This is a genomic window from Arthrobacter sp. Soil763, assembly GCF_001428365.1.
Lineage (GTDB): Bacteria > Actinomycetota > Actinomycetes > Actinomycetales > Micrococcaceae > Arthrobacter.
Genome location: NZ_LMSH01000003.1, coordinates 51649 through 77350, shown reverse-complemented (window position 1 = coordinate 77350; position 25702 = coordinate 51649). Strand labels below are relative to the sequence as shown.

Genomic DNA, 25702 nt, shown 5'->3' with positions numbered 1-25702 from the left:
GGGCCGGCGTCAACCCCCGGGATTTCGCGGCTTTACGGCGGCCCTTGTAACCCACGTCATAACTGGCGTACAGTTTTGAATCAAAGCCCGTGGTTCTATTATCGAACACTTCGTTCGATTATCGAACACATGACGGCGGACAAGCCCCCCTCAGCAGTAAGGAAAGCCCGTGCACTTCCACCAGTACGGATATGTCTCCGGTGACCCGCGGGTCCAGCCAGCCGCCGGCGTCGGCCTTGACCGCCCCGCCGACCTCCCCGCCGAGGTTGACGTGCTCATTGTGGGCACCGGCCCCGCGGGCATGCTGGCCGCCGCCCAGCTCTCCCAGTTCCCCGGCGTGACCACCCGGATCGTCGAACGCCGGCCCGGCCGGCTCGCGATCGGCCAGGCGGACGGCATCCAGGCCCGCAGCGTGGAGACCTTCCAGGCCTTCGGCTTCGCCGAGCGGATCATCGCCGAGGCATACCGCATCACCGAGATGGCCTTCTGGAAGCCGGACCCCGCCGACCCGACCCGGATCATCCGCACCGCCCGCGCGCTCGACGACCCGGCCGGGATCAGCGAGTTCCCGCACCTGATCGTCAACCAGGCCCGCGTCCTGGACTACTTCGCCGAGTTCATGGCCAACGCCCCCACCCGGATGAAGCCCGACTACGGCTACGAATTCATCCGGCTGGAGGTCGGCGAGGGGGAGTACCCCGTCACCGTGACGCTCGCGCACACCGCCGGGCCCGACGCCGGCACGGAGCGCACCGTCCGGGCCAAGTACGTCGTCGGCGCTGACGGGGCCCGGAGCCGCGTCCGCGATTCGATCGGCTGCACCATGGCCGGGGACAAGGCCAACCACGCCTGGGGCGTCATGGACGTGCTGGCCAACACCGACTTCCCGGATATCCGGACCAAGTGCGCGATCACCTCGGGCGGCGGCGGCAGCATTCTGCTGATTCCGCGTGAGGGCGGGCACCTCTTCCGGATGTACGTGGACCTGGGCGTGGTCCCGGAGGGCGACGCCGGCGCGGTGCGCAGCACCAGCATCGAACAGATCATCGCCAAGGCCAACGCCATCATCCACCCCTACACGCTGGATGTGCGCAACGTCGCCTGGCACAGCGTCTACGAGGTGGGCCACCGCCTGACCGACCGGTTCGACGACGTCGTCCCGGAGGACGTCGGCACCCGCACGCCGCGGGTGTTCATCACCGGCGACGCCTGCCACACGCACAGCGCCAAGGCAGGCCAGGGCATGAACGTCTCCATGCAGGACGGCTTCAACATCGGCTGGAAGCTGGGCCACGTGCTGGAGGGCCGCAGCCCGGAGGCGTTGCTGGCCACGTACTCGGCCGAGCGCCAGGTGGTAGCCAAGAACCTGATCGACTTCGACAAGGAATGGTCGACCCTGATGGCGAAGAAGCCGGAGGAGTTCAACAGCCCCTCGGAGCTTGAGGACTTCTACGTCAGCACCGCCGAGTTCCCGGCCGGCTTCATGACCCAGTACGCGCCGTCCATCCTGGTTGGCGAGGACACGCACCAGGAGCTGGCCACTGGCTTCCCGATCGGCAAGCGCTTCAAGTCCGCCCCCGTGGTGCGGGTTTGCGACACCAACCCGCTGCACCTGGGCCACCAGGCGACGGCGGACGGCCGCTGGCGGATCTACGTCTTCGCCGATCCCGCTGTGGCGGGCGCGCCGTCGCCGACCACGGACTTGGCGGCCTGGCTGGCCGAGGCGCCGGATTCGCCGCTCGCCGCCACCCCCGAGGGCCTGGACCGGGACGCCTGGTTCGATGTGAAGGTCATCTACCAGCAGGAGCACACGGAGGTGGACATCACCGCCGTGCCGGAGGTGTTCAAGCCGCAGGTGGGCCCGTTCAAGCTGAACTACCTGGAGAAGGTCTACGGCACCGACCCGAACGCCGACATCTTCGAACAGCGCGGCCTGAACCGCGGCGGCGTCGTCGTGGTGGTCCGGCCGGACCAGTACGTCGCCACCGTCCTGCCGCTGACAGCGACGGCGGAGCTCGCCGCGTTCTTCGCCCCGCTGCTGCAGAAGCGGGCAGCGGTCTAGGCAGGCGCGGCTAGCGCTGCACGGACACCGACGCCGGGTCTTCCACCGCAGTGGAGGGCCCGGCGTCGGCGTCTGCCGACCCGGTCCGAACCCGCGCGATCCCGCCCGCGACGGCAACGGCCAGGGTGAGGGCCGCGGTCAGCAGCACCCCGAGCCCGGGGTGGACGTGCAGCAGGGCCGCACCAGCGGTGGCGCCGGCCAGGATCAGTACAACCGCGCCCAGCCGACGGCCGGTGTGCTTACCCGACCCGCCGCCCAGGCGGGAATCCGCGGCCAGGCCGGTCAGCGTGGAGGTGACCACCACGGTGGTGACGTCCTTGACCGCCAGGTGCCGGGCGGTGGCGGCCTGGATGCCCATCGCGACCGCCAGCGCGCCGGTGATCGCCAGGGTGACGGGATCCCCGGCGTGCGGGGCGTGGACGAACAGAACGGCGGCGACCACGGTCATGGTTCCGCCGACGGCAGTCAGCAGCGCCGTCGTCCGGCGGCTCCAGCCCGCGGCTTCGGGCCGGAGGACGCGGCCGGCCAGCACGGCGCCGAGCATGAAGCACGCCAGCGCGATCAACGGTCCGACCACCGGCAGGTTGTCCGCGCCGATCAGGGCCATGCCGAGGATCACGACGTTGCCGGTCATGTTGCCGGTGAACACCCGGTCCAGGCCGAGGTAACCGACGGCGTCGATCACGCCGGTCGAAAAGGTCAGCACCAGCATCAGGCCCAGGTGCAGCCGGTCCGGCTCGGCGGACTTCAATCGTTTAAGCATCGGTCAACTTTCCTTGCGGGAGCCGGGTACCGGCGGAGCTGAGCCGGCACGCAAGCCGGAGGAGATCGGCATCACGGTGTACCGGACCCACAATACTCACGCCGCACGGCAGTCCCCCGGCAGTGCGTAACGGGACGTTCACCGCTGGCAGTCCGGCGATGCCTGCAATGCAGGTCAGCTGCATGGTGGACCGGCGGACGGCCTCTAGCCTTGCGCCGCCTGCCTCTGCCAGCGACGGTGCCACGGACGACGTCGACGGCAGGACCAGTACGCCGCGGCCCACCACGGAGCGGAGATGCTGCCGGGCCGTCCGGAGGAGGTCCCGGGCCGCCTCGGCCTGGGCAGGGGTGACCAGCGACGCCGCCCTGAACCGCGCGGCCACATCACTGCCCAGGCTCTGCCAGTGCCCGTCGATCCACCGGCCGTGCTGCTCCCACGCCTCGAAACCCTGGACGGTCTGGAACGCGCCGAGCCAGCCGGCCAGCTCATCGACCGGGAACTCGGCGGCGGCCAGGGCGGGGACGCCTGCAATGCCGGTCCAGCGCTGCAGGAAATCTCGTGCGGCTCGATCGACACTGGGTTCCGCCAGGGCCAGCAGTTCCGGCGCGAACTGAGCTCCGGTCAGTGGCCCGAAAGAAGCGTCGCCCGGCGGCAGCAGCACTTCGCCGACGGCAGCCAGCGTCGCGGCGTCGCGGGTCATCCAGCCGACGGTGTCGAAGGACCGCGCCAGCGGCAGCAACCCTCGGCTGCAGACGGCGCCGTGGGTGGTACGGATGCCGTAGAGGCCCTGATAAGCGGCGGGGACCCGGATGGAGCCTCCGGTGTCCGTGCCGAGTCCGATGTCGGCCTGGCCCGCGGCGACGGCGGTGGCCGACCCCGAGGAGGAGCCGCCGCTGATCCGACCCGGCGCGTTCGGGTTCGGCGGGGTGCCGTAGTGGGCGTTGGTGCCCGCCAAGCTGTAGGCGAACTCATCGGTCCGGGCGATCCCGGCGACCGCGGCGCCGGCGGCCAGCAGCGCCGCGGGGGCTGTCGCCATCGTCGATTCCGCGACACCTGCCGCCAGCCAGTCCGGGTTCCCAGCTCCGACCGCAAAGCCCTCCAGCGCGAAAAGATCCTTTACCGCGACGCTCAACCCGTCGAGGGGTCCGGCGCCGGTGGCCGGTAGCAGCGGCTCTCCCAGTGCGCGCCAGACCGCCGGGTCCGCCGGCAAGGTCGGGGCGGTCACCGGAGGAAGTCCTCAACCCGGATGCGGGCGTGGACGCCTTTGACCAGGTCGACCACCTGGGAGATGTTGAAGTCCGTGGCTGCGCTGAGGTAGGCGTAGGCCAGGCTGGGGTCCATGCCGTAGCGGGCCTGAAGCAGGCCGACGGCGGCGCGGACGCAGTTCTGCACGGCAACGTCGAGGTCCTCGTCCATTCCGGTCGGGACCAGGAACTCGGGGGTCTGCGCCAGCGGGCCGCTGAGTTCGCCGAAGCTCCGCACAGCCTCGTCCTGCGGCACGATGTCGAAGCGCAGCCGTACCCGCAGCGAGGCCTCCATGGCGGTGAGCGAGACCTCGCCGTCGCCTTGGGCGAAGTGTGGATCGCCGACGTAGGCCAGGGCGTCGGGCACCTGGACCGGCAGGTAGAGGGAGCTGCCGGCGGTGAGCAGATTGATGTCGATGTTGCCGCCGTGCGCGCCCGGCGGAACGGAGTGCGGCCGCTGTGGGCCGTCGACGGCCACGCCCATGATGCCCAGGAACGGGTTGAGCGGGAAATGCACGGACGGTTCCGCGCCGGGACGCAGCGGCAGCCAGCCGGACGGCGTGCCGTCCGCGGTGTCGCGGACGGTGGCAAAGGCGCTGTAGCTGCCGGCGCGCAGCGGGAATTCCCCGTCCAGCGCGCCGCGGCCGTGCCGGCTGGAGATCACTCCGTAGGGCACCCGCGGCGTCGTCTGCAGCACGGTGATCTTCAGCAGGTCGCCCGGCCGGGCGCCTTTGACAGCGATCGGTCCCGTCACCACGTGCGGGCCGAGGCCCGCGGATAGGCGCTGGACGTCGGAGGCCGCGAGCTCGATGGCGTCTTCGAGGATCTGGTGTTCCGGGACGCCGTGGGAGCCAAAGTAGGCGAGCGGGTCCCGGCCCTGGTCCTCCAGGATGCCTTCGTGGCTGATCGTGTCGATGACGACGTCGGTGCCGGGGTCGATGCTGAGCGCCGGCCGGTCGCCGGCGCAGGGCAGCGCGCCCCAAAGGACGTTCTCCCGGGCCGAGGGCAGGTAGGTGGTGCCGTCGGCGATGCCGTCCCAGGACTGGAGGATGCCGGACGCTCCGGGCGCCGTGGTGCCAGGCACAGTGCCGGAGGCGGACGGGCGGGTTTTCGGGGTGGGCTGGAAAAGTGAGGTGGTCACGAGTGGTCTCCGGTGGGTAGGGGGTGGTCAGTGCTGGTGGCCGCTGATCAGCGCGGCGACGTCGGCCAGGTGGTCCCGCATGGCGATGCCGGCGCCGGTCGCGTCCCGTGCCAGGACGGCGTCGAGGATCCGGCGGTGCCCCTCGATCGAGCAGCGCCGCCCCTCGGTGGTGGAGTGGGAGCGTAGCCGGACCTCGGTGGTCCAGGAGCTGGTCAGGGTCAGGACGCTGGCCATCAGTTGGTTGCGGCCGGCCTGGGCCAGCAGGGTGTGGAACTGGATGTCCAGCCGCAGCGCCTCCGCCGGGTCAAGGTGTTCGCTGGAAGCGGCCAGGACGTCCTGGAGCTGGATCAGGTCCGCGGCGCTGGAACGTGCCGCCGCGAGCTCGGCCACCAGCGGTTCGAGCGAGCCGCGCAGTTCCGCCACGTCCTGTTGCGCCTGCCCGACGCCGGCGAGGCGGGCGTACAGCTCGCTCACCGGCGGCGGGGGCTGCGCCACCAGGGTGCCCCTGCCTCGGGTGCGTTCCACCAGGTGCTTGGACTCCAGGTCCTGCAGGGCTGTCCGCACGGTGGCCCGGGAAACGGACAACTGCGCGGCCAGTTCCCGTTCCGGCGGAAGCTTGTCCCCGGGTCTGAGCCCGCGGGAGGCGATCTCGCGTTCGAGGTAGGCGGCGACTTCCGCGCTCATCGAGGCGGCACGGCGCAGGCCGGGGCGGGCTGGGGTGCGCTGGTCCGTGGTCGGAGTGCTGCGCTGGTTCACGGCGGATGCCTTTCGTTGGTTGCTGCTGCTGTGGGAGTGGCGTACGACGGCGGGCGGACGCCGCCGTCGTACGCCGCCTCAGTTGGCCGGCTGCAGGGCGGGTGCTGCGGCGGGTGCCGGAGTGACACCGGCGGGCTTGGTGAAGCAGAACGCAACCGCGCCGATCAGCAGCAGCACCGCGGAGAGGTAGAACCCGGCTTCCAGCGCCCCGGTGGCGTCAGCGAGGGCGCCGGTGATGTACGGGGCGAAGATCGAGGAGAGCATGCCGGCGAAGTTGAAGTAGCCGTACGCCGTCGAGTACATGGAACGCGGGGTGTTTTCGGCCAGGAAGGCGATCAGGATGGGGTCCAGGGCCAGCTTGCCGACCAGGCCGTAGACCACCAGACCCGCGATCATGAGCGAGTAGTTGCCGGTCATCGGGACCAGGATCTGGCAGAGGCCGCCCAGGACGGAGAGCACGACGATCAGTGGTCGGGTGTTCCTGAGCCGGCGGGCCCACATGCTCAGCAGGATGGCGCCGGGGATGGAAGCCCACGGCACGAGTGAGGCGATGATGCCGGTCTGGGCCGGGGCCACGCCGCGGGCCTGCTGCAGGTAGGTGGGGAGCCAGGTCAGCATCGAGAAGAAACCGTAGAGGGAGCAGAAGATCAGCACGTAGGTGAGGATGTGGTTGCGGGTGAACAAGGCGTTGTTGGACGCGGGCGCAACGGGTGCGTCGGTGCCGGCTTCTGCCGCCGCGGCTGCCTGCGCCTTGTGTTCGGTGTCGATCGGGGCCAGGTAGTAGTTGATCAGGAAGGCGACCACCAGGGTGGCGGCACCGAAGATGAGGAAGGACACGTGCCACGGCAGGCCCAGGGTGAAGGTGAAGTAGCCGGAACCGATGAAGCCGAGTGAGATGCCGACGGCCATGCCGCTGTTGATCAGGGCGGCAGAGACACCGCGCCACTTGTCCGAGATGTAGCTGGAGGAGATGCCGTACACGGGGCTGTAGAAGGTGCCTTCGCCGATGCCGGTGAACGCCCGCATCAGCAGGAAGACCATGAAGCCGGGGGCGAAGCCGCTGAGGATGGTGCCGATGCCGAACAGCACGTAGCCGGCCACCACCACCTTGACCCGGCCGATCCGGTCCGCGAGGTAGCCGGTGGGGATCTGCATCAGGGCGTAGGTGATGAAGAAGACCGTGGACATCAGGCCCAGCTGGCCTTTGTTCAGTCCCCACTGGTCCTGGATGACGCTCATGACGGGGGAGAGGATGTTGCGGTCCGCGTACATGAATACCCAGCCGAGGGAGAACAGCAGGGTGACGGCAACCGGGCCGGGGCGCTTGCCGCTGACGGGCAGGGTGCGACGGCGGGTGCCGGCTCGGGGTGCGTCCGGGGCGGTCTGCGGGGTGTCCCGGGCGGCGCTCGCCGTGCCGGGCGGCACGGCACCGGCGGTGGCCGGCTTTTCGACGGTGGAAACGTTCAAGGGATGCTCCTGGGGCTCTTGGCTGATTGGTTCATTGGTCGAACCAATGACCAAGCTAGAGCGCGCCGGGGGTCGAAAACCCTTGATTTTCCGGGGGTTAGGAGTCTTTTACGGGGCCGAAACGGGGTTTAACCTGTCGGTTACATGACTGGTTCTTAGCCGACTCATAGGACCAGTTATGCGTCGGGCTTGTTACCCCGCATCCGGATGTTACGCCGGGCGAATTGCCGGGGGAGTCCCCCGCGGACGACAGAGCTGAGACGGCGGCGCTCAGACGACGGCGCTGAGCCGCTCGCCGTTGAAGTATTCGAGGTTCCAGCCGTCCGCCGGGTGGTGGTGTGCAAGGTTCAGCACGGCGTTCTCCACGCTGTCGAGCCTGCGGCCGGCGGCGCGGCTCAGGCTGACCCGCAGCAGCGAACCGTGGGCCACCACCAGGACGTGGCCGCCGCGGTACTCCTCGGCCAGGGCCTCCAACGCGGCCAACCCGCGCTCGGCGGCGTCCTCTTCGCTTTCGGCGCCGCGGAAACCGTTGGGGATGCGCAGCTCGTCCAGTTCCGGGCCGTCCGTCATGCCCTCCGCCGGCCCGTAGGAACGTTCGGCGAGCTCCGGGATGCGGCGGGCGACGCTGAGGCCGAGGCCGGCGGCGATCAGGTCCGCGGTTTCCGCGGCGCGGCTCAGCGGGGAGGAGACGACCGCGTCCCACCGATACCCGGACAGGGCGGCGACGGCGTCCCGCGCCTGGGCGCGGCCGACGTCGTTCAGCGGAATGTCCGTAGACCCCTGGAGCCGGCGCTCCGCATTCCAGTCGGTCTGGCCATGGCGGATGAGGGCGAAGGTCGTAAGGGTCATGGCTCCATTCTGCCCTCGACCGGCCCGGACCCGGGAACCGGGCGAGGCCCTGCGGCCGCTTCGCCGCCGCTCACACCGGGGCCGTCGACACCGCAAAAGCCGCAGTACCCCGGGCGTATTGACACCCTCGAAGCGCCGGATTACTTTCAGCCTTAGGAGGCGTTTCGCCCCTTCCTCACCACTTAGGCACAGCGGTTCCCGGTGCCGTGCGCCGCCCCAAAACCTCGGATTCGACGTCGGCTCCGAGGCGTGCAGCAGGCCGCCGGCCGCCAAGCCTGGGGGATCCACATTCGGTCTCTCGACCTGAAGGAGCAGAAGATGTCGGAAGGCATTGGGTTGCTTGAGCGGTTCTACAAGGACGTCATGGAGAACGGAAACCTGGCGCTCGTTGACGAGTTGGCGACGGAGAATTACGTCGAGCACGAGGAAGGCATGCCGGGGCAGCCCGACGGCAGGGAGGGGCTCAGGTTTTTCGTGAATGCCATGCGGTCGGCGTTTCCGGACATCAAAGTCAAAGCCATCGATTCCTCGATGAGCACCGGCAACATGGAAGCCTGCCACGTGGTCCTTACCGGGACCCACCGCGGCGACATGGCTGGCATCCCGGCGACGGGCAAGAGCGTGGAGTTCGACGCCACCGACATCCTCCGCGTCGAGGACGGCAAGGCGGCCGAACATTGGGGCACCACGGACAACCTCACGCTGATGCGGCAGATCGGCGCGGTGCCCGTCGCCTGAGCAGGCTGAGTAGCGGCGCTACCCGCTGCACGGCGCAAACGTACGACGGCGGCCCGACCGGCCGCCGTCGTCGTCTTGCCCTCGGGTGAACCCGCGCTTTACGCTGTCGGCGCGTAGGCCTTCGGAAGCTTCAGCCCCCGTTCTTCCATCACGCCGCGCAGGCGGGTGGGGTAGTCCGTGATGATGCCGTCCACGCCGAGGTCCATCAGCCGGTTCATGTCGGCGGTGGTGTTGACCGTCCAGGGGATGACCGGCAGGCCCAGCTGGTGGGCGTCGGCGATCATGCCGGGCGTGACGGAGCGGAACGTGGGGGAGATCGCGTCGTAGCCCTGGGCGGCGGCTGCCTTGGCGAGCGACCCGCCGTAGGTGTCGATGTCGATGCCGCCGAGGTTCGGGCTGGCGCCGGGCTGGCCGACCTGGAGCCAGGCGTCGCCGCTGGAGAGGGCAACCAGCGGGAGCTCCGGGGCAAGCTGCTTGGTCAGGTTCAGCGAGGACCAGTCGAACGACTGCACGGTGCTGCGGTCGGCCATGCCGGAGTTCTGGATCTCGGCAACCACTGCCTTGGTCAGGGCCACCATGCCTTCGCCGCCGGCTTTACCGTCCTCCACCTTCGTCTCGATGTTGAAGCGGACCTTCTTGGCGTCGGCGTCGTGCACCAGTTGGAACAGGTCCTGGAGTTCGGCGATCCGGTTGCCCTCGATGACGTCCTGCTCCGGAAACCCCTTGAGCTGGGTAAACCCGCAGTTCAGCGTCTTGATCTGGGCGAGCGACAGGTCGGCGACCCGGTCCCCGACGTAGGGGAAGGCGGGGTCGCCCGGCGCGGCCGGCGCGGTGTCCTGGCATTTGTCGGTCTGGATGGTGTCGTCGTGCCAGACGATGATCTTTCCGTCAGAGGTTAGGTGGGTGTCCAGTTCCAGGGTGCTGACGCCCAGCTTCAGCGAGTTGGAGAAGGCGGCCAGCGACTCCTCGGTCCACTCGCCGCGGCCCCCGCGGTGTGCCTGGAGGTCGAAGGATCCGTTGCGCTCGTTGGTTTTGACCGCGGAGGCGGCGCTGCCGTGAGCGGTCGACGACGGCGCGGAGCCGGCGTCGCTGGTGGAGGCGGCGACGGCGGGGCCGGCCAGGGAGGCGATGAGCGCGGCGGCGGCCGCTGCAGTCATAACTGAAGGCATGGTGATGGTTCCTCACGTTGACGGATACCGGCCCTCCGCCGGCAACCCGACCACCCTAGGTAGGCCAGATGGATTGCCGTGTGCGGGGAGCTGGACCCCGGGTGAACAGTTGCCTCCGTGCGGAGCCTACCACCGCCCTAAGTGTGGTGGAGGCCCTCAATGGCGTCCAGATCGCGGACGGCGTAGCGCAGGTGCTCCCACTCCTCGTTGAGGATGGTGTGCAGGCAGGAGCGGACCGTCACCGGCACCTCCGGGGCCCACGGGTTGCGGCGCCGGGCGGACAGCTCCTCCTCGGTGACCGTGGCGAGGTACTCCCGGACCATCGCCTGCCGGCCGGCCCGGACCTGCAGCACCTCCGCGTACGGCGGGGCGGCGGCGAAGACCGACAGGTCGTACCCGTCGGTCTCGTACTCCGCGTGGGGCTGCCCGGCCGGGTGGTACGGCCGGTCGAGTTCCAAGATGGCCTTCCGGAACCACGTGTCGGTGGCCATCACCAAGTGGCGCAGGGTCTGGGCAAAGGACCACTCGCCGTCAACCGAGACATCCACCGTTCCGGCCGGCATCGCCGCGGCCCGCTCAACCGTTGCCTGCCACGTGCCCTCGAGCACGGCCCACGCTTCCCGCAGCCCGTCCGGGTCCTGGGCGCGGCGCTGCTCCCGGCCGGGGAAGCGACGGTTGAGTTCGGCCTCAACGAAGGGAACGACGTCGACGCCGTTGACGAGAAGCGTGCTCCCGTCCCCAACCAGCCACGGCGCATCGATGTCCGCCCCGGCCGCGTCCACCCCGCGCAGCACCGCGCCGGAGAGGACCGAGCGGACGAACCGGGCGCCCCGCAGGTCCACATCGGTGAAGGTCGCGCCCTGCAGATTATCGGTGTGATCGAAGGCTGCCATGGCCGCCACTCTGCCACGGCAACTGCTGCCGCGCACCCCTGTTTCCCCGCGTCGGGCCGGTCCATAATGGCCTCATAAGCTTCGGGGACCCCCTGCGCCGGGACGGGTGGCGCGGCGTGGACGTGTCCCAGGTGGCTGCCTCCGCCCGGCGCGCGCGGCGGCCACGGCCGGACCCGGGTTCCGGGGACCGGCACCGGGGGGGAGCAACGCCAACATTGCGAACATCAACGCACAGATTGGAAGCATCATGCTCAACAACGCAAGCATCATGGCCGTCCTGCCCGCGAAGGACATCGACAGGGCCAAGGCGTTCTACCGGGACAAGCTGGGAATCGAACCCTCCGAGTCGATGGAGGAGGGCACGGTGATGTACACCTGCGGCCAGGGGACCCGGTTCCTGCTCTACCAGACGGACAACGCGGGCACGGCCAAGAACACCCAGATGGGATGGGAGACAGCGGACCTCGAGGGGGAGATGGCGGAGCTGCGCGGCCGCGGCGTCGTCTTCGAGGACTACGACTTCCCCGGCCTGAAGACCGATAACGGCGTGGCCACCGCCGACTGGGGGAAGGCCGCCTGGTTCCTGGACAGCGAGGGCAACATCATCAACATCGCCCAGCGTTCGTAGCCCAGCCACCGCGATACCCTATCACTTGTTGTCGCTATGGGGGCTGAGAACGACAACAAGTGATAGGGCAACGAGCCCGTTCGGAGACGGGGAGACTCAGCCCCGCAGGATCCAGGCGGCGTTGTTCGGCTGCAGCCATCCGTCCTCGGTCAGCGGGGCGGCGCTGAGCAGCAACCTCCCGGCCGGGAGCTGCACGGGTTCATCGCCCATCGCGACGGCGACCAGGAACTGCTCGTTGCGTTCGCAGACCAGCAGGTTGCCGGGCTCGACGCGCCAGGTGCCACCGTCGGCGGCGGTGAAGACCTCGTCGCGCCACAGCGTCCGGCGCAGTTCCAGCGCGGCCTTGGTGAGGTTCAGCGCAGACGCCGGGTCCTGCTCTTGGAGTTCGACGGCGTGGGCTCCCCACCCCGCGGGCTGGGGGAGCCAGGGCTCCGAGGCAACAGCCGGACCGGCCAGCGAGAAGCCGTGGTTGCGGCCGGCGTCCTCTGTCCAGGGCAACGGCACGCGGGCGCCGTCGCGGCAGACTCCGCCGCGCGCCCACATCGGGTCCACCCGCGCCTCCACTGGCACATCGACCTCGGGCAGCCCGAGCTCCTGGCCCTGGTACAGGTACGCCGGGCCGGGCAGGCCCAGCAGGGCCACCAGCGCCGCGCGGGCACGCGCCGCGCCAACCGAGCCGCCGCCGAACCGGGTGGCGGCGCGGACAATGTCATGGTTCTCCAACGCCCTCGTCGGCGTCGCACCATGCAGCAGGCGGGCGGCTTCGAGCTCGTTGCCGACGGCGGCCCACGCCTCCGGATCCCAGCCGAGTTTCACGAACGCGAACGCGAAGGCCTGCTGCATCTCGTCCGACCGGGTGTAGCGGGCGGCGCGGGCCGGTTCCAGGTTGACCTCGCCCACCAGCAGCCGGTGCGGCTCATACTTCTCCGCCAGGGTGCGCCAGCGGCGGTACACGTCGTGGACTTCCTCCTGGTCGGAGACCTGCGGGTTGGACCGCAGCCCGTCCACCACGCCGCCCTCCGAGGGCGAATCCGGAAGCCCTTCGGCCTTAAACAGCGCGTGCGCGACGTCGATGCGCAGCCCGTCCACGCCCTTGTCGAACCAGAACCGCAGCACGCCGTCGAAGTAGTCTCCGACGGCGGGGTTGCGCCAGTTCCAGTCCGGCTGCCCGGCGGAGAAGAGGTGCAGGTACCAGTCGAGATCCGTCTCGGACGAGGGGTTGGCGCGGCTCCAGGCCCGGCCGCCGAACACGCTCTGCCAGTTGTTCGGGGGAGTGTCTCCCCCGGGTCCCGGGACGAAGTGGAAGAGCTCCCGTTCCGGCGAGCCCGGTCCGGCGGCCAGGGCCGCCTGGAACAGCGGGTGCTCCGAGGAGCAATGGTTGGGGACGACGTCGAGCAACACCTTCAGGCCCAGCGCGTGCGCCTGCTCCAGCAACGACTCGAACTGCTCAAGAGTCCCGAACAGCGGGTCCACGCCGCAGTAGTCGGACACGTCGTAGCCCTGGTCCACCTGCGGGGAGGGCTGGAACGGGGTCATCCAGATCCCATCGACGCCCAGCTCGGCGATATACGGCAGCCGTGCGGTGAGCCCGGCGAGGTCGCCCACGCCGTCGCCGTCGCCGTCCGCGAAGGAGCGCGGGTACACCTGGTATATGACCGCGGACTCCCACCAGTCGGCCGGCGCCAGGGCGGTTTCCTCCGACACGCTCATGTGCTGGCACCCGGACCGTCGAACATTGCGGTGGTGCTGCCCTGGGGCACCACCACGTGGACGGCATTGCGCTGGACGGTGAAGTCGGTGGGCGTTGTGGTGGCGATCTCGCCGTCGAGGTTCACCGGCAAGGGCTGGTCGGTGACCACCCGGACCCGCCGGGTGGTCAGGTGGTACACCCGGTCGTGTTTGATGAAGCTTCCGTCCTTGAGCAGCCGTGCGATGCTCACGTGCTCCCGCAGGGGCCCCGCCAGGATGGCGTAGACGTCAAGGGTGTGGTCATCGATCCCGGCGGTGGGGGAGACCGTGTTGCCGCCGCCGTAATGCCTGCCGTTGCCGACCGCCAGCTGAAGCAGATCGTCCAGGTCCAGCGGCTCGTGGTCGTTGTCCGGGAACTCGAGGCGGGCCCGGAACGGCTTGTGCCGGACGTAGGCCTGAAGCGTTGCGATGCTGTAGGCCAGCGGCCCGATGAACCGCTTCAGGCGGGGGCTCAGCGCCTCGGTAACCGCCACCGAGATACCCACGGATGCGACGTTGAGGAACGGTTCACCGTTAGCCCGGCCAAGGTCGATGTCCACCACCTTGCCGTCGGCAACGGTGGCGCACGCCTCGGCAAGATTGTTCGGTATCTCCAGGGTGCGGGCGAAGTCGTTGGCGGTGCCCAGCGGAAGCACGCCGAGCATGACGTCGGTGCCTGCAACCCGGCCGGCGGCGTAGGAAAGTGTCCCGTCGCCGCCGCCGACAACCACGAGGTCATGCCCGTCCGCAAGCACCCGGTCAAGCGTCCCGGACAGGTCTGCTCCGGACTGCACGAGGTGCACGGCTGAGATTGGCACGCCGGCCTTGCGCATCGCCTCCACGGCTAGTTCGTGTGAGGCTGCCCGGCGGGATCCGGCGTTGATCACAATGGCGGCAGAGTGTGCGTCCCGGGCAGTCTTCATTTACACCATGCTAGGACGCGGACCTGTGTACTCCCTTAGTTGGCCACCGCCGCCTTGGCGGCCCGCGAGGCCGCCATCCACTCGCTCAGCCACGGTGCCCGGACGCTGGCGGTGATCCGGCAGTCGGCCACGAAGGTTCCCCTGGCGCCGGCGTCGATCCAGTCGCTGAGCGCGGACAGGTCCTCCAGCGAACGGATGATCGCCGATTCGGCACCGAGGGCCCGGGCGACGCCGCTGAAGTCCACCTCGGGGATCAGCATGGGTTTTTCGGTCAGGCCCTGGGACCCGTACTGGTGGATTTCGGCTCCGTAGGCGGCGTCGTTGTAGATCACGACGACGGCGCTGCGGGCGGCGCCGATCACGGATTCGAGGTCGGACAGGCCCATCAGGAAACCGCCGTCACCGGAGGCCAGCACCAGGGTGCGGCCCTCCTCCACCGCGCGGGCTGCGCCGACGGCGCTGGCCAGGCCCAGCCCGATGGTCTGGTAGGCCGTGCCCACCATGACCAGGTCCTGCGGCCGCGGGATGCGCCAGTACATGGGTGCCCAGCCGACGAAGTGCCCGCCGTCCTGGACCACAGTGCGGCGCTCGGGCAGCACCGCGTCCAGCGCCTTAGCGAGGGAACGCGGGTCCAGCCGGCCGTCCGGGGTCTCCGCTGCGCCGGGGTGGTGGGCCGGTCCCTCGGCCAGGCGCTTGCGGGCTTCCGCGCGCCAGGCTTCGGAGGGGCTGGCGGCCGATGCGGCCGGGTCCTCCAGCAGCGTCAGGAGGCGTTCCGCCCCGGACTTCACGTCCCCGCTGACGAACGTGTCCACCCGGGGGTGCGTCGGCTGCAGGGCGGCGTCGATCTGGATGACCGTGCTGTCGGGGCCGAGCAGGTGCCCGAACCGCATGGTGAAGGGGCTCAGGCTCGCGCCCGCCACGAGGACGACGTCGGCCTCGCCCATGAGCCCGGCCGCGGTGTCGGTGCCGAAGCCGCCCGCGACGCCGAGGTAGCCGTCGCCCTCGAGGAGGTTCAGCGCCAGCGCGGTACCGGCGGTCAGCGCGCCGAGCCGGTCGGCGAGCTGCCGGAGCTCGGGTCCTGCGCCGGCCAGATGGGCGCCGCGGCCGGCGAGGATCAACGGCCGCTTCGCCCCGGCGAGGAGGCGGGCCACCTGCTCCAGACCGCCGTCGACGTCGTCACGCACGGCCGGTGCCAATGGCGCCGGAAGCTCTTCATCGGCCGCTTCGAGCGCGGCGAGGTCGTAGGGGATGGCAAGCACGACGGCGGTGCGCTTGGTGAGTGCGTACTCCACCGCCTGCTGCGTGATCGAACCCGCGGCCTCGCGGGTGACGGTGAAGGTGGCCGCGCCCAGGCCCGCGGCGATGGCCGCCTGGTCCACGTCCTGGGGGCGGGCGCCGGTGGTGGGGGCGTCCCCGGTGACCAGCACTACGGGGATCTGCGCCTGCACGGACTCGGCCAGGGCGGTGAGCGCGTTGGTGTAGCCGGGGCCGTAGGTGGTGGTGCCCGCCGCGAGGCGACCCGACGTCCGGTAGTAGGCGTCGGCCGCGGCGATGGCGGCGCCCTCGTGCCGGACGGCGGTGAAGCGGAGGCCCAGCTGCTCGGCGGCGTCCAGGAAGTGGACGTTGCCGTTGCCCATGACCCCGAAGAGGTCGGTGAGGTAGCTGCCGAGAACTTGCGCCACGCGGCCCGAGACGGTGAGAGTAGTCATGCGGAAAGCTTGTGGGCTGGGTCACGAATGGGCAAGAGCATCGAATCTCGATGGGATTTTTGGCAGTAGAGCACCGGTTATAGTGAAAATTTGCCCACTCGAAGCCCTTGGGTCAGGAGCCCTAGTCGGCGGGGCGGGAGTCCTGCTCAGAGAGCCGGGCGAGCAGGCCGTCGTAGCGCGGAGGCATGAGTTCCAGCACGGAAATCGCGGTGCTGGTCCGCTGGATGCCGTCGATGCCCAGGATCTCGTTGGTGATGCGGTAGAGGTCGGCCGTGCCGCGGGCCACCACCTTGGCCATGAGGTCCGCATCCCCGGTGGTGGCGTGCACCTCGATGACCTCCGGGATCGCGGCGAGCCCGTCCTCCACCGCCCCGGTCCGGGTCTGGCTGATGGACAGCGACAGGAAGGCCATGAGCTCATAGCCCAGCGCGGCGGGGTCCAGTCGGCGGCTGAAGGACCGGAGGGCGCCGCTGCGCTCGAGCCGCGCCAGCCGGGCATGGACAGTGTTCCGCGCGACGCCGAGGGTCCGCGAGAGTGCCAGGGCGCTGGCCTCGGGATCCTTGTCCATGGCCAGGATGATCCGGCCGTCGAGGGAATCCAGGGCACGAGGGTTCGGCATGGTCATATTTTCACCGCAGTCAGTTGAAGTTGAGCAGAAGTCCCATTGGCATGAGGGTATCTTGCATTGTGCGGCGGGTCACAATCATGATCGGTCCTCATGACCTCTGATCAGCTCCTGACCGCACCGGCCACAGCACTTCCCGCCCTTCGGGGCGCGGTGGCCGGACTTCCGTCCTACGTCCCGGGACGCCGGAGCGCCGGCCTGGACATTGCTGCCCTCGCCAGCAACGAAAGCCACTACGCACCCCTCCCCGCGGCCGCCGCTGCCGTGACCGAAGCGGCCGGAACCATGAACCGCTACCCGGACAGCGCCGCCGTCGAACTCCGTGAACGGCTGGCACGGCACCTGGGCGTCACCGCCGGGGAAATCGCGGTGGGACCCGGCAGCGTCGGCGTCCTCCAGCAGATTATTACCGGGCTGTGCGACGCCGGCGATGAAGTGATCTTCGCCTGGCGCTCCTTCGAGGCGTACCCCATCCTGGTGGAGCTGGCCGGCGCCCGGCCGGTCCGCATCCCGCTGGACGACGCCGAGGGCCACGATCTGGAGGCAATGGCCGCGGCCGTCACCGACCGCACCAAGGTGATCCTCCTCTGCACCCCCAACAACCCCACCGGTGTGCCGATCAGCCACGAGCGCATCGAGGCGTTTCTGCGGTCCGTCCGTTCCGACATCCTCGTGGTGGTCGACGAGGCCTACGTGGAGTACGCCGAAGCGGGCAGCGGCCCCGATTCCCTGGCGCTCTACCGCCAGTACCCGAACGTCTGCATCCTGCGCACCTTCTCGAAGGCCTACGGGCTCGCCGGGCTGCGCGTGGGCTACGCCGTGGCCGCGCCGGCCATCGCCGAGGGACTGCGCCGCACCGCCCTTCCCTTTTCCGTGAGCGCGCTGGCCCAGAAAGCTGCGATCGCGTCGCTGGCTGCCGGGGACGAGATGGAATCCCGGGTGGCGGCCGTCAAGCAGGAACGCGCTCGGATGGCCGCGGAGCTGGCAGCGCAGGGCTGGAAACTGCAGCCCAGCCAGGGCAACTTCCTGTGGATCCGTGCCGATGACACCCTCCGGGAGGCGCTGGTGGAGGCGTTCGACCGCGCCGACATCCTGGTGCGCGGGTACCAGGGCGACGGCGTGCGCATCACCGTGGCCGACCCCGCCGCCAACGACCGCGTGCTCCGGCTCCTGGCAGCCCACGCGGGCTGACACCTGACTTACCCCAATCCCTAACTCCGTTCCGCCTACAACCAGAGGAATACCCATGGAACAACAGACAAAGACGTCTGCCCGCGCGCTCGGCGCGGCCCTAAAACCCCGGCAGCTGACCATGATGGGCCTGGGCAGCGCGATCGGCGCGGGCCTGTTCATCGGCTCCGGCGCCGGCATCCAGGCCGCCGGCCCGGCGGTGCTGATCTCCTACCTCGTCGCCGGCACCCTGATCATCCTGGTGATGTGGGCGCTCGGCGAGATGGCTGCCGCCAACCCGGACAGCGGCGCCTTCTCCGTCTACACCGCCAAGGCCTACGGCCCGGTGGCCGGTGCCACCGTCGGTTGGCTGTGGTGGATCCAGCTGGTGGTGGTCATCGCGGCAGAGGCGCTCGGTGCGGCCGGCCTGCTGGCGACGATCTTCCCGGCCCTGCCGGTGTGGCTGATGGCGTTTATTTTCATTGTCGTGCTCACGGCCGTGAACCTGACCAGCGTGAAGAACTTCGGCGAGTTCGAGTTCTGGTTCGCCCTGCTCAAAGTGGCGGCGATCATCGGATTCCTGCTGGTGGGCTTCGCACTGCTCTTCGGCTGGCTGCCGGGCGTGCAGTCGCCGGGCCTGTCCAACTTCAGGGGTGAGGGCTTCGCACCCAGCGGCTTCGCCGGGATTGCGACGGCGCTGTTCGTGGTCGCCTTTGCGTTCGGCGGCACCGAGATTGTGTCCGTCGCTGCCGCCGAGACGGCCGAGCCTGCCCGCAGCGTGAAGAAGGCCGTCCGGACCGTGCTGTGGCGCATCCTAGTCTTCTACATCGGCGCCATCTTCATTATCGCGGCCGTGGTCCCCGTGGGATCGGACGGGCTGAAGAGCCCGTTCGCCGCCGTGCTGGACGCCGCCGGCATGCCCGGTGCCGCCACCGCGATCACCCTGGTGGCCGTTGCCGCTCTGCTCTCGGCGTTGAACGCCAACCTCTACGGCGCGTCCCGGATGGCGTACTCCCTCGCAGAGCGAGGCGAAGCCCCGCGCGTGCTTGCCTCGGTGTCCAAGGCCCGCGTCCCGGTGGTTGCCGTCCTGGCCAGCGTCGCCTTCGGCATCGTCACCGTGGTGCTGGAGCTGGCATTCCCGGAGATGGTCCTTCCCGTCCTGCTCAACATCGTGGGCTCGACCTGCCTGCTGGTGTGGACCTCCGCTCTCCTGGCCCAGCTCGCGCTGCGCCTCCGCGCAGACCGTGCGGGCACCGAGCTTCCCCTGCGGATGCCCGGCTTCCCGGCGCTCACGGTGTTTGGTCTGGTGATCCTCGCGGCGATCTTCACGGTGGGCTTCATTGGCGAGGATTCCCGTCCCCAGCTCCTGAGTACCTTTGCCCTCGTGGCGCTGCTGGCGGTGGCGAACTGGATGAATCACCGGAACCGGAAGGTTGCGCCGGTTGTCGGATCCTCGGAGCGTGCCAAGGAGCCGGTGTTCGTCGACTGAATCAGGTGCTGCTGACCCGGCTAGCGGGTTCGGTGCACGCGGAGGGCGCGTCCGGTCTGACCGGGCGCGCCCTTTCCGTTCTGGTTCCATGGTGGCGCTGGTTGGTGCGGAGGAGTGTTGCAGGGGCATAGTGGCAAGGTTGAAAGTTGTCCTTGCCGCTACTTGATCGCCTTCAGGATGCGCAGGCGGCGGGCCTCGAATAATTTCAAACTGTCCAAACGGTAGCGAGCGTAGGTCGGCAGATCGGAAGGCAGCGCGGGCGATTCGAAGTCTTCGAAGGGAAGCAGGAACCGCACGGCGCCGTCCGCGTTTACAAAGTCTTCGAGATGAAAATGCTCGATGTATCCGGCAAAAGAGCCGAACAGCTCAAAGAAGTCCGCATGTCGATCCATGGTCGACGTCAAAGGACTCGTGCCACCCTCGTAAAACCGCCGAATCGCCTCCAGGGTCAAATCCCAGCGATCTTGGATCCGTGGATGAGTGCCGCGATTCTGGTTGAGGCTGCCCTGTGAGACCGGGAAGATCATGAAACCGCAGATGGTGTAGGAGCGTTGGAGGAACGCGTCATTCACTTCGTCCGGAAGCTGCGAATAGAGGTGGTGCAGTTTCTTTCTATGCCGCGTCGCAATTGTGTCGCTGCCAAGGACAATTCTTGTGCCATCCGCTTCGTACACGAGATAGGGAAAGAGAGCTCGCCCCGCGTGAAGCTCAAACGGTCGGCCGTCAGGAAGCGGCTTGCTCCATAGGAGCTGGTGGTACCGCCTGAGCGTGCGGCTGTGACTATCGGGGTCCTTGCCCTCCGGTGTGTCGTCGAAGAAGTTATAGTCGACGTCAAAGTCTTCAAACTCGTCCATGAGCAGAAACTAGCAGAAGCCGCCGACATCGTGCGGTTGCGGCTCGACAGCGCAGGGCCATTCGCCGTAGGGCATGGGAGGACGTGGTCGCTCCGTGGCTCCGCCGGGCCTGAAAGTCCGGAAACACCGCAGACCGACGAGGCTCAGCGGTGGGTGCAATCGTCCCCTCCGGGCTGACCGGACGGGCCCTCTTCCGTCTGTTGTGCCGAGTCGGCCATGGTAAGCGTGAATGGGCAACGCCATAGAGGCGCGCCGGGGTGATCAGTGTCGGTCCTACGACGCCTTGGATCTAGGTGCTGAGGCTCACCAGAGACTTGATTGCATCGTAGGCAAAACAGGATATTACCCCCATAATAACCACCTTTCCGTCCGCGCTTACTTTGTTAGATAGAAGTTTTGTTAGGACTCTGATTTTTGCAACAAAGAAGGGAATGAAAAACACTGCAACCACTAGCAGACCAACAACCATGACGAAAAACCATAGAGGCAGCCCCGGAATCGAACCGGCTACGAAACTCGCAGCTAGCGAACACCAACACCTAGATCCAAGGTGAATGTTCGATAGCACTATAGTAGGTCCACCCGCTTCCTTATCCCAATTCGAGGTCGACTCCACAACAAAGAATGGCAGGCCTGGTGAGGTGTTGAATCGAGAGGTCTCTCCCTACTCAACGGGACCAGCTGAGAATGTCCAAGATACGTAGATCGCCGAGGGCCGACAGCAGGCTGGCTTCGTTGCCTTGCATGGTCAGGTCCTCGCGAAGTTGCTTGAGACTATCCTTGTTAGACATCACGTCGCTGCGGATGGCTGCCCAATACATCCTTCTGAATCCGCGCTTCTTGTATTGTTGTGCCGCATTGGCTGCCGGGACTCGGTAGAGATCCATCAGACGCGAATCCAAGATGGGGTAGAGGTCTGGGCGTTTGAAGTGCAAGACCTTTGATGCCTTAGCCCAACCCACTCCTCGCAGATCAGTCATCAGTGAGTAGAGATCTTGCATCGCGTCATAAAGTCCGTCATCACTGGCTGGATCGGCGTCTTCGATGCAGGCGCTTGGAGAGATTGCTGCCCAATACTTGCTCCAAGTCAAGGATTTCCTCTCCAACTCCGTCTGCTCGGCGCGAGAGAATCGTGAGTGAATGATTCGGGTCATCCAGATCTCGTCCGCGGTGAGAATATTCGGATCTCCTTTGTCTCCGAAGTCGTACTTCTTCAGCGTGTCTGCGTACCGTTTGCCGTAGTCGATAAGCGTCGCCATCGGCTCGGACAAAGTGCGGCCCGCTATGGAAATCCTTGCCGTCATTGTTACTCCTTTGAAGTCTGGCCTGGTGTGTTTGGCCGCTATGTTCATAGTTTTATGTTGTTACTGGACTTCGGCGCAGTGAACGGGCGGTCGGCCGGCGCTATGTGCGCAACGCGGCCGTCAGCACGGGTTGCCGAAATAGCGGGGTCAAGCCTGAGAGGGCTCCCAAAGCTCTGCCCTTGAGAGCGCGGACTTTAACTCTCGGCCACCTGCTTCCTCCAGCAGGGTGCTATCACCCACGACCACCAGCAAACTCCTAGCCCGGGAGAGGCCAACGTAGAGCTGTTCCGCGGCGCGCTCCATGTCCTTAAATCCGTTTACGCATAGCACCACGGCTGACCGCTCGAGGCCCTTGAAACCCAGCACGTGGCCATAGAAGACGTCTTTGTTCGCGTGGAAGTCGAGCCAGTAGTCAGCAATGGTGCCGGCGTCGACATGCTCCAAGTGAGCCGGGTGCCGAGATTTGGTGGTGAGGAGAGCTATCTGGTTGTTGGACCAGCCTTCGTCCATGAGCGCCTCGACGCAGTCGTCGGCGGCGTTGAGGGCGTCGTCTGTGAAGCACTCGACTCTCCGGACCGGCAGCCCGGTGCCACCCCGTGGAGTGAAGTGGTCACCAGCGAAGGACTTGAAGGTCTCAGCGATTTTCCTGGTGTTCCTGAGGTTCTCATCGATGTGGATGGGCACTAGATCCGCCGTGGGATGCTCACCGTCCGAGGCCGCGCCCCACCTCCTGTAAACGTCCTGCCGGTCGTCCATAAACGCGTAAACCTCACCGCCGTCGGGATTTGTGGTGCAGGCGAGCAGGGACTCCCACCACAGCGGGGCAAAGTCCTGCGCTTCATCGACAACTACGGCGTCAAGCCGGTCGTGCGGGTCCATCTGGGCCGCCAGGTTCTTCAGGAGTCGGGGCATTTCCTCCTCGAAGTAATTCGGCTCCGAACCGTCCGGGACCCCTAGCCCGCGCACGTACTCGTGGAATTCCCCCGTGAAGACGGGCTTCGCTTGCCGCCAGCCCGCCACCTGCTGCTGCAGGTACTGGCTGAGGCCCTTGTTGTAGCTGAAAAGGCCGACCCGTTTGCCTTGCTTGCAGAGGAGCCGAGCCTTTTCCACGGCCAGCCACGTTTTCCCACTACCTGCGCCGCCGGTGAACTTGACCCGCGGCAGAGACCGAGTGGCCTGGAGCAACACAGTCTGCCGTTCAGTGAGGTGATCTTGCGCGTCTTCGGCTTCCTTAGGATCCTGGGGCTTGGCGCGGTCGTCTCCCAAAGTTCCGCTGAGTACGCGGACGATTCGCTCCATGAACGCTGGCGCCAGCGGAGATGACCCGCCACCTTCCCGCTCGATGGCCGCGCGGACTAGTTCGACCGCGAAAGTGGTATTGGCCCTGTCTAGGACGAGTGTTCGGGGGCATCCTGCCATCTCCCAGTCCGGAGGGACGTCCGTGTACGGGAAACTGACCATGTAAGCGAAGCGGCTAGTCAGGCGACTCCCGAGCTGAGCCTCGATCCAGTTCTTGAAGGCGTGCGTGGATCCCTGGGACTGCACCACGGGGCTCTTGAGAGGCCGCTTCCCGGAACGATCCGATTGATACCACTGCCCGTCAGCGACGCTGATCTGACCGCCCTTGACTTCGATTGCCGCTATCCCGACCCTCGGCCACAACACCAGCAGATCAATTTCGAATTCCCGTGCTCCGTCGCGCACCTGTACCGAATGGGCAAGGACTGCGTCATCCGGAAGGCTATTCTTCAGCGCCTCCCAAACGACTTTCTCCGCAACCTGGCCGTCACCGAAGTCCGGTTCCTCCGGAATGCATCTCACTGCTGCCCCCTGCGATTTTTACCTAGATAAACGGAATTACTTTTTGCTAAGCCTAAGGTGCGGTCTAAACATTCCACAGCAACGCCAGGAACGCAGCGTCAGGGTTCATGCCCGGCAGCACTTGTCGGAGTAGAGCCAGCGCCTCCAAGTGTGTAATTCCATCCCCGGGGTTTCGTGCAGCGCGGTTTCAAAGATGCGGGCCCGCGCCCATGTCCTCCTCCGGAACCCGCACAACGATGGAGTCTGGCTAGGCTGCGTGAGTTCGCTTGAGCAGGTTGCGGAGCTGAGGATTAACACGCTGTCTGGCATTGAACGTACACGCGGACAACTGACAGCGGTCGCGGGGCCGCAACATATGCTTTTGGCCCTTATATGCCGGGAAGGCAGTGATTCTTGTGTCTTTTTCCTACTTGCCTGAGTTTTCGTCATTGCGCCTTAGCTGCCGGGCTCGGGTGATCAAGCGAACGCCTGAGACGAAACAGCCGGCCGCTACTAGGAAGAGGAAAACGGCCGCGCCGATTCCGTTGGAATTGTGATTGATAGGGTTCCATATGCTGACCAGGAGCCACACGAGCATGGGTATGGCGATTACAAGGAGGCACCCGCCGCAGCCGGCGCTCGAATCCGCCTGCGACGCTGGCTGTCTGCCTTGCTGGTCATAGGCCTGACTAATTCCGGGCGCTGTTGAGCTGATATGCACCGGAAATCTCACAACGTCCATCCGGCCCAGGTCCATGTACGACAAATGACCCTCGTCTAGGAACACCACTTGGTCGGGCTGTAGGGAGACATTCTCGGTCGATTCCCACACCTCCGGAACTGACGCCTCAAAAAGTCGCTGAAGGTGAAGGTGAGTGCCGCCTGTGCCGGGCAGTGCCCTCCGCAACGTGAAGGGTTGAGATGTGGCGCTGGTCCGCGGCCTACTAGAGGGCCGCAATTGGGGGTTGCGATCGCTTCGATGAGCTGCGGCTAGTTTCCGACGACCTTTAGTGGGTGAATAGATGAGCGGTGCTATGCGGCGACCGCGCGTCGCTCCCGTACCTTGCGCGTGGGAACCAAGCGTGCACGGATGCTTTGGCCAGGGGGGGCCGATTTCGTCAAAATAGACACGGCTCCCGAACTCGTTTGCATAGAAGTAGACAGGAGCGCCACAAACGGGAAAGCGACCGTTAGGCTTCGCCCAGCGAATTGACCAAGGAAGGGGCGCTTTAGGAGCGACCACGCGCGGAGACTTCGAGGCGCGATATGGATACTGCTGTCGGCGAGATCGCGTCACGGTATGGCTGGAAACCCAAACTCGCTGTCCGTTGGGGCCTCGACGATAGTGACCGCGGCGGCGATACGTTGTCATTGGGCGATCCTAAATGCGGGTGATGTCCGGAACAAACGCAATTTTGCATTCTCTGGTCTGTTCTTATCGGCGTCCGAATGACGCCAAGGCGGGCGAAGGGTCGCAGTCCGAAGAAGCGCCATGCCGAGTGGCGTCACCGCCCGCCACAGCGACTTGCAGCCGGCTGTCACCGTAATGTAGTCGAGCTCGAACAGAGCATCGCACGCCAAGGAGCCAACGAGTTGATCGGCGACCGCCATGTTGTCTTGATGCGGGGCCTGGACCACGAGCCTCCGGGCCTACGTTTACTGAAGGGCCCGCAAAATCCGTTCTCGATTCCTTTCGAAAGCCGCAGCGCCATTGCCGTCGGGTGCTGGAACGCGAATTATGGGTGGATGTCCCATCGCCGGGGTGGCGAGATCGCGAAGAGCGTCGTAATACGCGCGCTGCCGCTGCCGGCCGCCAGGCCCAAAGGCTGCCGCAGTCTTCGCCTGCCGGTACTTGTCGGCTTTCGGAGCGAACTGGCGGCAGAGTTCTTGATACTCCCTAACTCCGAAATCCAAGGGATAACCGGCTGGGTAGTACTTGAATGACTGCAGTCGGAAGCTAGTGAAGTGCTGTAGTTCGTCGATCTCAATGATCGTTCCAGTCTCAACGTGGATGAAGTCGCCTGGCAAAGCCGTCGTTCGTTTCGCCGCCTGCTCAGGGGCCTGACCTCCGAGGGACAAGAAGATGTCATGCAGCGGGCCGGTGACGTTAGAAGCTCGATCGGGTAAACCGAAGTGCCCTCTTTGATTGAGCCACGGAGTCTTGCACCGAGCCAATTCCAAACCCTCACAGCGAGCGGCTTCCAGAAACGCATTCTCACAATCCCCAACAGGCATGGAGCCAGCATAGGGGGCTGTTCTACAGTCAGCGCGTAATTCGATGCAATCGACTGCCGGCTGACCCGGGTTTTTTGTGGGCACACGTTTGGAACCGGCAAAATGACCACGATGCATTAGCGGGCTAAAAGTTTGGTGTCCAGACATGTACCCAA

21 protein-coding genes are annotated in these 25702 nt (G+C 66.8%); 5 read left to right on the top strand and 16 right to left on the bottom strand.

From position 1 onward, the window contains the following. Positions 1-169: 169 nt before the first annotated feature. Positions 170-2062 carry an FAD-binding monooxygenase gene (locus ASG71_RS10105; protein WP_056738831.1) on the top strand — a complete coding sequence of 631 codons (1893 nt, stop codon included), beginning with the start codon at positions 170-172 and terminating at the stop codon, positions 2060-2062. A gap of 10 nt (positions 2063-2072) precedes the next feature. Here the strand turns inward: ASG71_RS10105 and ASG71_RS10100 are convergent, their stop codons facing one another. The 6 genes from ASG71_RS10100 to ASG71_RS10075 form a co-directional block, all read right to left on the bottom strand. Further along, on the bottom strand, positions 2073-2825 hold the full coding sequence (locus ASG71_RS10100; RefSeq protein ID WP_056738829.1) for a YoaK family protein: 753 nt from the start codon (positions 2823-2825) through the stop codon (positions 2073-2075). Next, positions 2818-4050 (bottom strand): amidase, encoded by a 1233-nt coding sequence (locus ASG71_RS10095; protein ID WP_056738827.1) that lies wholly within the window; start codon positions 4048-4050, stop codon positions 2818-2820. Before ASG71_RS10095 ends, ASG71_RS10100 begins: the two co-directional genes overlap by 8 nt. Beyond that, on the bottom strand, positions 4047-5210 hold the full coding sequence (locus ASG71_RS10090) for an acetamidase/formamidase family protein (RefSeq protein WP_082575029.1): 1164 nt from the start codon (positions 5208-5210) through the stop codon (positions 4047-4049). The genes ASG71_RS10095 and ASG71_RS10090 overlap by 4 nt, the downstream gene beginning before the upstream one ends. A gap of 27 nt (positions 5211-5237) precedes the next feature. After that, entirely contained in the window at positions 5238-5966 is a 729-nt protein-coding gene (locus tag ASG71_RS10085) for a FadR/GntR family transcriptional regulator (RefSeq protein WP_235564021.1), read from the bottom strand. Positions 5967-6044: 78 nt separating this feature from the next. Further along, on the bottom strand, positions 6045-7433 hold the full coding sequence (locus ASG71_RS10080) for an MFS transporter (RefSeq protein ID WP_200947978.1): 1389 nt from the start codon (positions 7431-7433) through the stop codon (positions 6045-6047). A gap of 270 nt (positions 7434-7703) precedes the next feature. After that, entirely contained in the window at positions 7704-8282 is a 579-nt protein-coding gene (locus ASG71_RS10075) for a histidine phosphatase family protein (RefSeq protein ID WP_056738826.1), read from the bottom strand. A 318-nt stretch (positions 8283-8600) separates the two neighbouring features. Between ASG71_RS10075 and ASG71_RS10070 the strand changes: the two genes are divergently transcribed. Beyond that, positions 8601-9020: an ester cyclase gene (locus ASG71_RS10070; protein ID WP_056738823.1), complete on the top strand. Its 420-nt coding sequence runs from the start codon at positions 8601-8603 to the stop codon at positions 9018-9020. A 98-nt stretch (positions 9021-9118) separates the two neighbouring features. Here the strand turns inward: ASG71_RS10070 and ASG71_RS10065 are convergent, their stop codons facing one another. Together ASG71_RS10065 and ASG71_RS10060 are read right to left on the bottom strand one after the other, a co-directional pair. Next, on the bottom strand, positions 9119-10189 hold the full coding sequence (locus tag ASG71_RS10065; RefSeq protein ID WP_056738822.1) for a glycerophosphodiester phosphodiesterase family protein: 1071 nt from the start codon (positions 10187-10189) through the stop codon (positions 9119-9121). Between the two features lie 137 nt (positions 10190-10326). Next, positions 10327-11082, bottom strand: a complete 756-nt coding sequence (locus ASG71_RS10060; RefSeq protein WP_056738820.1) for a DinB family protein — start codon at positions 11080-11082, stop codon at positions 10327-10329. Between the two features lie 247 nt (positions 11083-11329). Here ASG71_RS10060 and ASG71_RS10055 point away from each other — a divergent pair, with 247 nt between their 5' ends. After that, positions 11330-11710 (top strand): VOC family protein, encoded by a 381-nt coding sequence (locus ASG71_RS10055; protein WP_056738818.1) that lies wholly within the window; start codon positions 11330-11332, stop codon positions 11708-11710. 96 nt (positions 11711-11806) lie between these two features. Here the strand turns inward: ASG71_RS10055 and ASG71_RS10050 are convergent, their stop codons facing one another. The 4 genes from ASG71_RS10050 to ASG71_RS10035 all read right to left on the bottom strand — a co-directional run bounded on the left by ASG71_RS10050 (position 11807) and on the right by ASG71_RS10035 (position 16695). Then, positions 11807-13414 carry an alpha-amylase family glycosyl hydrolase gene (locus tag ASG71_RS10050; RefSeq protein ID WP_235564018.1) on the bottom strand — a complete coding sequence of 536 codons (1608 nt, stop codon included), beginning with the start codon at positions 13412-13414 and terminating at the stop codon, positions 11807-11809. 2 nt (positions 13415-13416) lie between these two features. Then, on the bottom strand, positions 13417-14361 hold the full coding sequence (locus ASG71_RS10045) for a lipid kinase (RefSeq protein ID WP_056738813.1): 945 nt from the start codon (positions 14359-14361) through the stop codon (positions 13417-13419). Positions 14362-14396: 35 nt separating this feature from the next. After that, positions 14397-16070: a thiamine pyrophosphate-binding protein gene (locus tag ASG71_RS10040; RefSeq protein WP_056738812.1), complete on the bottom strand. Its 1674-nt coding sequence runs from the start codon at positions 16068-16070 to the stop codon at positions 14397-14399. Positions 16071-16191: 121 nt separating this feature from the next. Further along, a complete protein-coding gene (locus ASG71_RS10035; protein WP_056738810.1) occupies positions 16192-16695 on the bottom strand; it encodes an Lrp/AsnC family transcriptional regulator in 504 nt (167 codons plus the stop codon). A gap of 93 nt (positions 16696-16788) precedes the next feature. On the opposite strand from ASG71_RS10035, the gene hisC reads away from it, so the two are divergent. Both hisC and ASG71_RS10025 read left to right on the top strand, forming a co-directional pair. After that, positions 16789-17886 carry a histidinol-phosphate transaminase gene (gene hisC / locus ASG71_RS10030; RefSeq protein WP_056738808.1) on the top strand — a complete coding sequence of 366 codons (1098 nt, stop codon included), beginning with the start codon at positions 16789-16791 and terminating at the stop codon, positions 17884-17886. 55 nt (positions 17887-17941) lie between these two features. After that, positions 17942-19354: an amino acid permease gene (locus ASG71_RS10025; protein ID WP_056738806.1), complete on the top strand. Its 1413-nt coding sequence runs from the start codon at positions 17942-17944 to the stop codon at positions 19352-19354. A gap of 158 nt (positions 19355-19512) precedes the next feature. Here ASG71_RS10025 and ASG71_RS10020 read toward each other — a convergent pair whose 3' ends face one another. From ASG71_RS10020 to ASG71_RS16395, 4 genes are all read right to left on the bottom strand, one after another. Beyond that, positions 19513-20208 carry a DUF6994 family protein gene (locus ASG71_RS10020; protein WP_056738804.1) on the bottom strand — a complete coding sequence of 232 codons (696 nt, stop codon included), beginning with the start codon at positions 20206-20208 and terminating at the stop codon, positions 19513-19515. 668 nt (positions 20209-20876) lie between these two features. Then, positions 20877-21512: a DUF6308 family protein gene (locus tag ASG71_RS10015; RefSeq protein ID WP_056738802.1), complete on the bottom strand. Its 636-nt coding sequence runs from the start codon at positions 21510-21512 to the stop codon at positions 20877-20879. Positions 21513-21659: 147 nt separating this feature from the next. After that, on the bottom strand, positions 21660-23333 hold the full coding sequence (locus ASG71_RS10010) for a nuclease-related domain-containing DEAD/DEAH box helicase (RefSeq protein WP_056738800.1): 1674 nt from the start codon (positions 23331-23333) through the stop codon (positions 21660-21662). A gap of 1635 nt (positions 23334-24968) precedes the next feature. Beyond that, on the bottom strand, positions 24969-25547 hold the full coding sequence (locus ASG71_RS16395; protein WP_235564016.1) for a hypothetical protein: 579 nt from the start codon (positions 25545-25547) through the stop codon (positions 24969-24971). Positions 25548-25702 lie beyond the last annotated feature (155 nt).

Bases quoted from the DNA above. Each gene is read 5' to 3' on its own strand.
- ASG71_RS10100 (WP_056738829.1), bottom strand. From the start codon at position 2,825: ATGCTTAAACGATTGAAGTCCGCCGAGCCGGACCGGCTGCACCTGGGC.
- ASG71_RS10075 (WP_056738826.1), bottom strand. From the start codon at position 8,282: ATGACCCTTACGACCTTCGCCCTCATCCGCCATGGCCAGACCGACTGG.
- ASG71_RS10070 (WP_056738823.1), top strand. From the start codon at position 8,601: ATGTCGGAAGGCATTGGGTTGCTTGAGCGGTTCTACAAGGACGTCATG.
- ASG71_RS10065 (WP_056738822.1), bottom strand. From the start codon at position 10,189: ATGCCTTCAGTTATGACTGCAGCGGCCGCCGCCGCGCTCATCGCCTCC.
- ASG71_RS10060 (WP_056738820.1), bottom strand. From the start codon at position 11,082: ATGGCAGCCTTCGATCACACCGATAATCTGCAGGGCGCGACCTTCACC.
- ASG71_RS10055 (WP_056738818.1), top strand. From the start codon at position 11,330: ATGCTCAACAACGCAAGCATCATGGCCGTCCTGCCCGCGAAGGACATC.
- ASG71_RS10045 (WP_056738813.1), bottom strand. From the start codon at position 14,361: ATGAAGACTGCCCGGGACGCACACTCTGCCGCCATTGTGATCAACGCC.
- ASG71_RS10040 (WP_056738812.1), bottom strand. From the start codon at position 16,070: ATGACTACTCTCACCGTCTCGGGCCGCGTGGCGCAAGTTCTCGGCAGC.
- ASG71_RS10035 (WP_056738810.1), bottom strand. From the start codon at position 16,695: ATGACCATGCCGAACCCTCGTGCCCTGGATTCCCTCGACGGCCGGATC.
- hisC (WP_056738808.1), top strand. From the start codon at position 16,789: ATGACCTCTGATCAGCTCCTGACCGCACCGGCCACAGCACTTCCCGCC.
- ASG71_RS10025 (WP_056738806.1), top strand. From the start codon at position 17,942: ATGGAACAACAGACAAAGACGTCTGCCCGCGCGCTCGGCGCGGCCCTA.
- ASG71_RS10020 (WP_056738804.1), bottom strand. From the start codon at position 20,208: ATGGACGAGTTTGAAGACTTTGACGTCGACTATAACTTCTTCGACGAC.
- ASG71_RS10015 (WP_056738802.1), bottom strand. From the start codon at position 21,512: ATGACGGCAAGGATTTCCATAGCGGGCCGCACTTTGTCCGAGCCGATG.
- ASG71_RS16395 (WP_235564016.1), bottom strand. From the start codon at position 25,547: ATGCCTGTTGGGGATTGTGAGAATGCGTTTCTGGAAGCCGCTCGCTGT.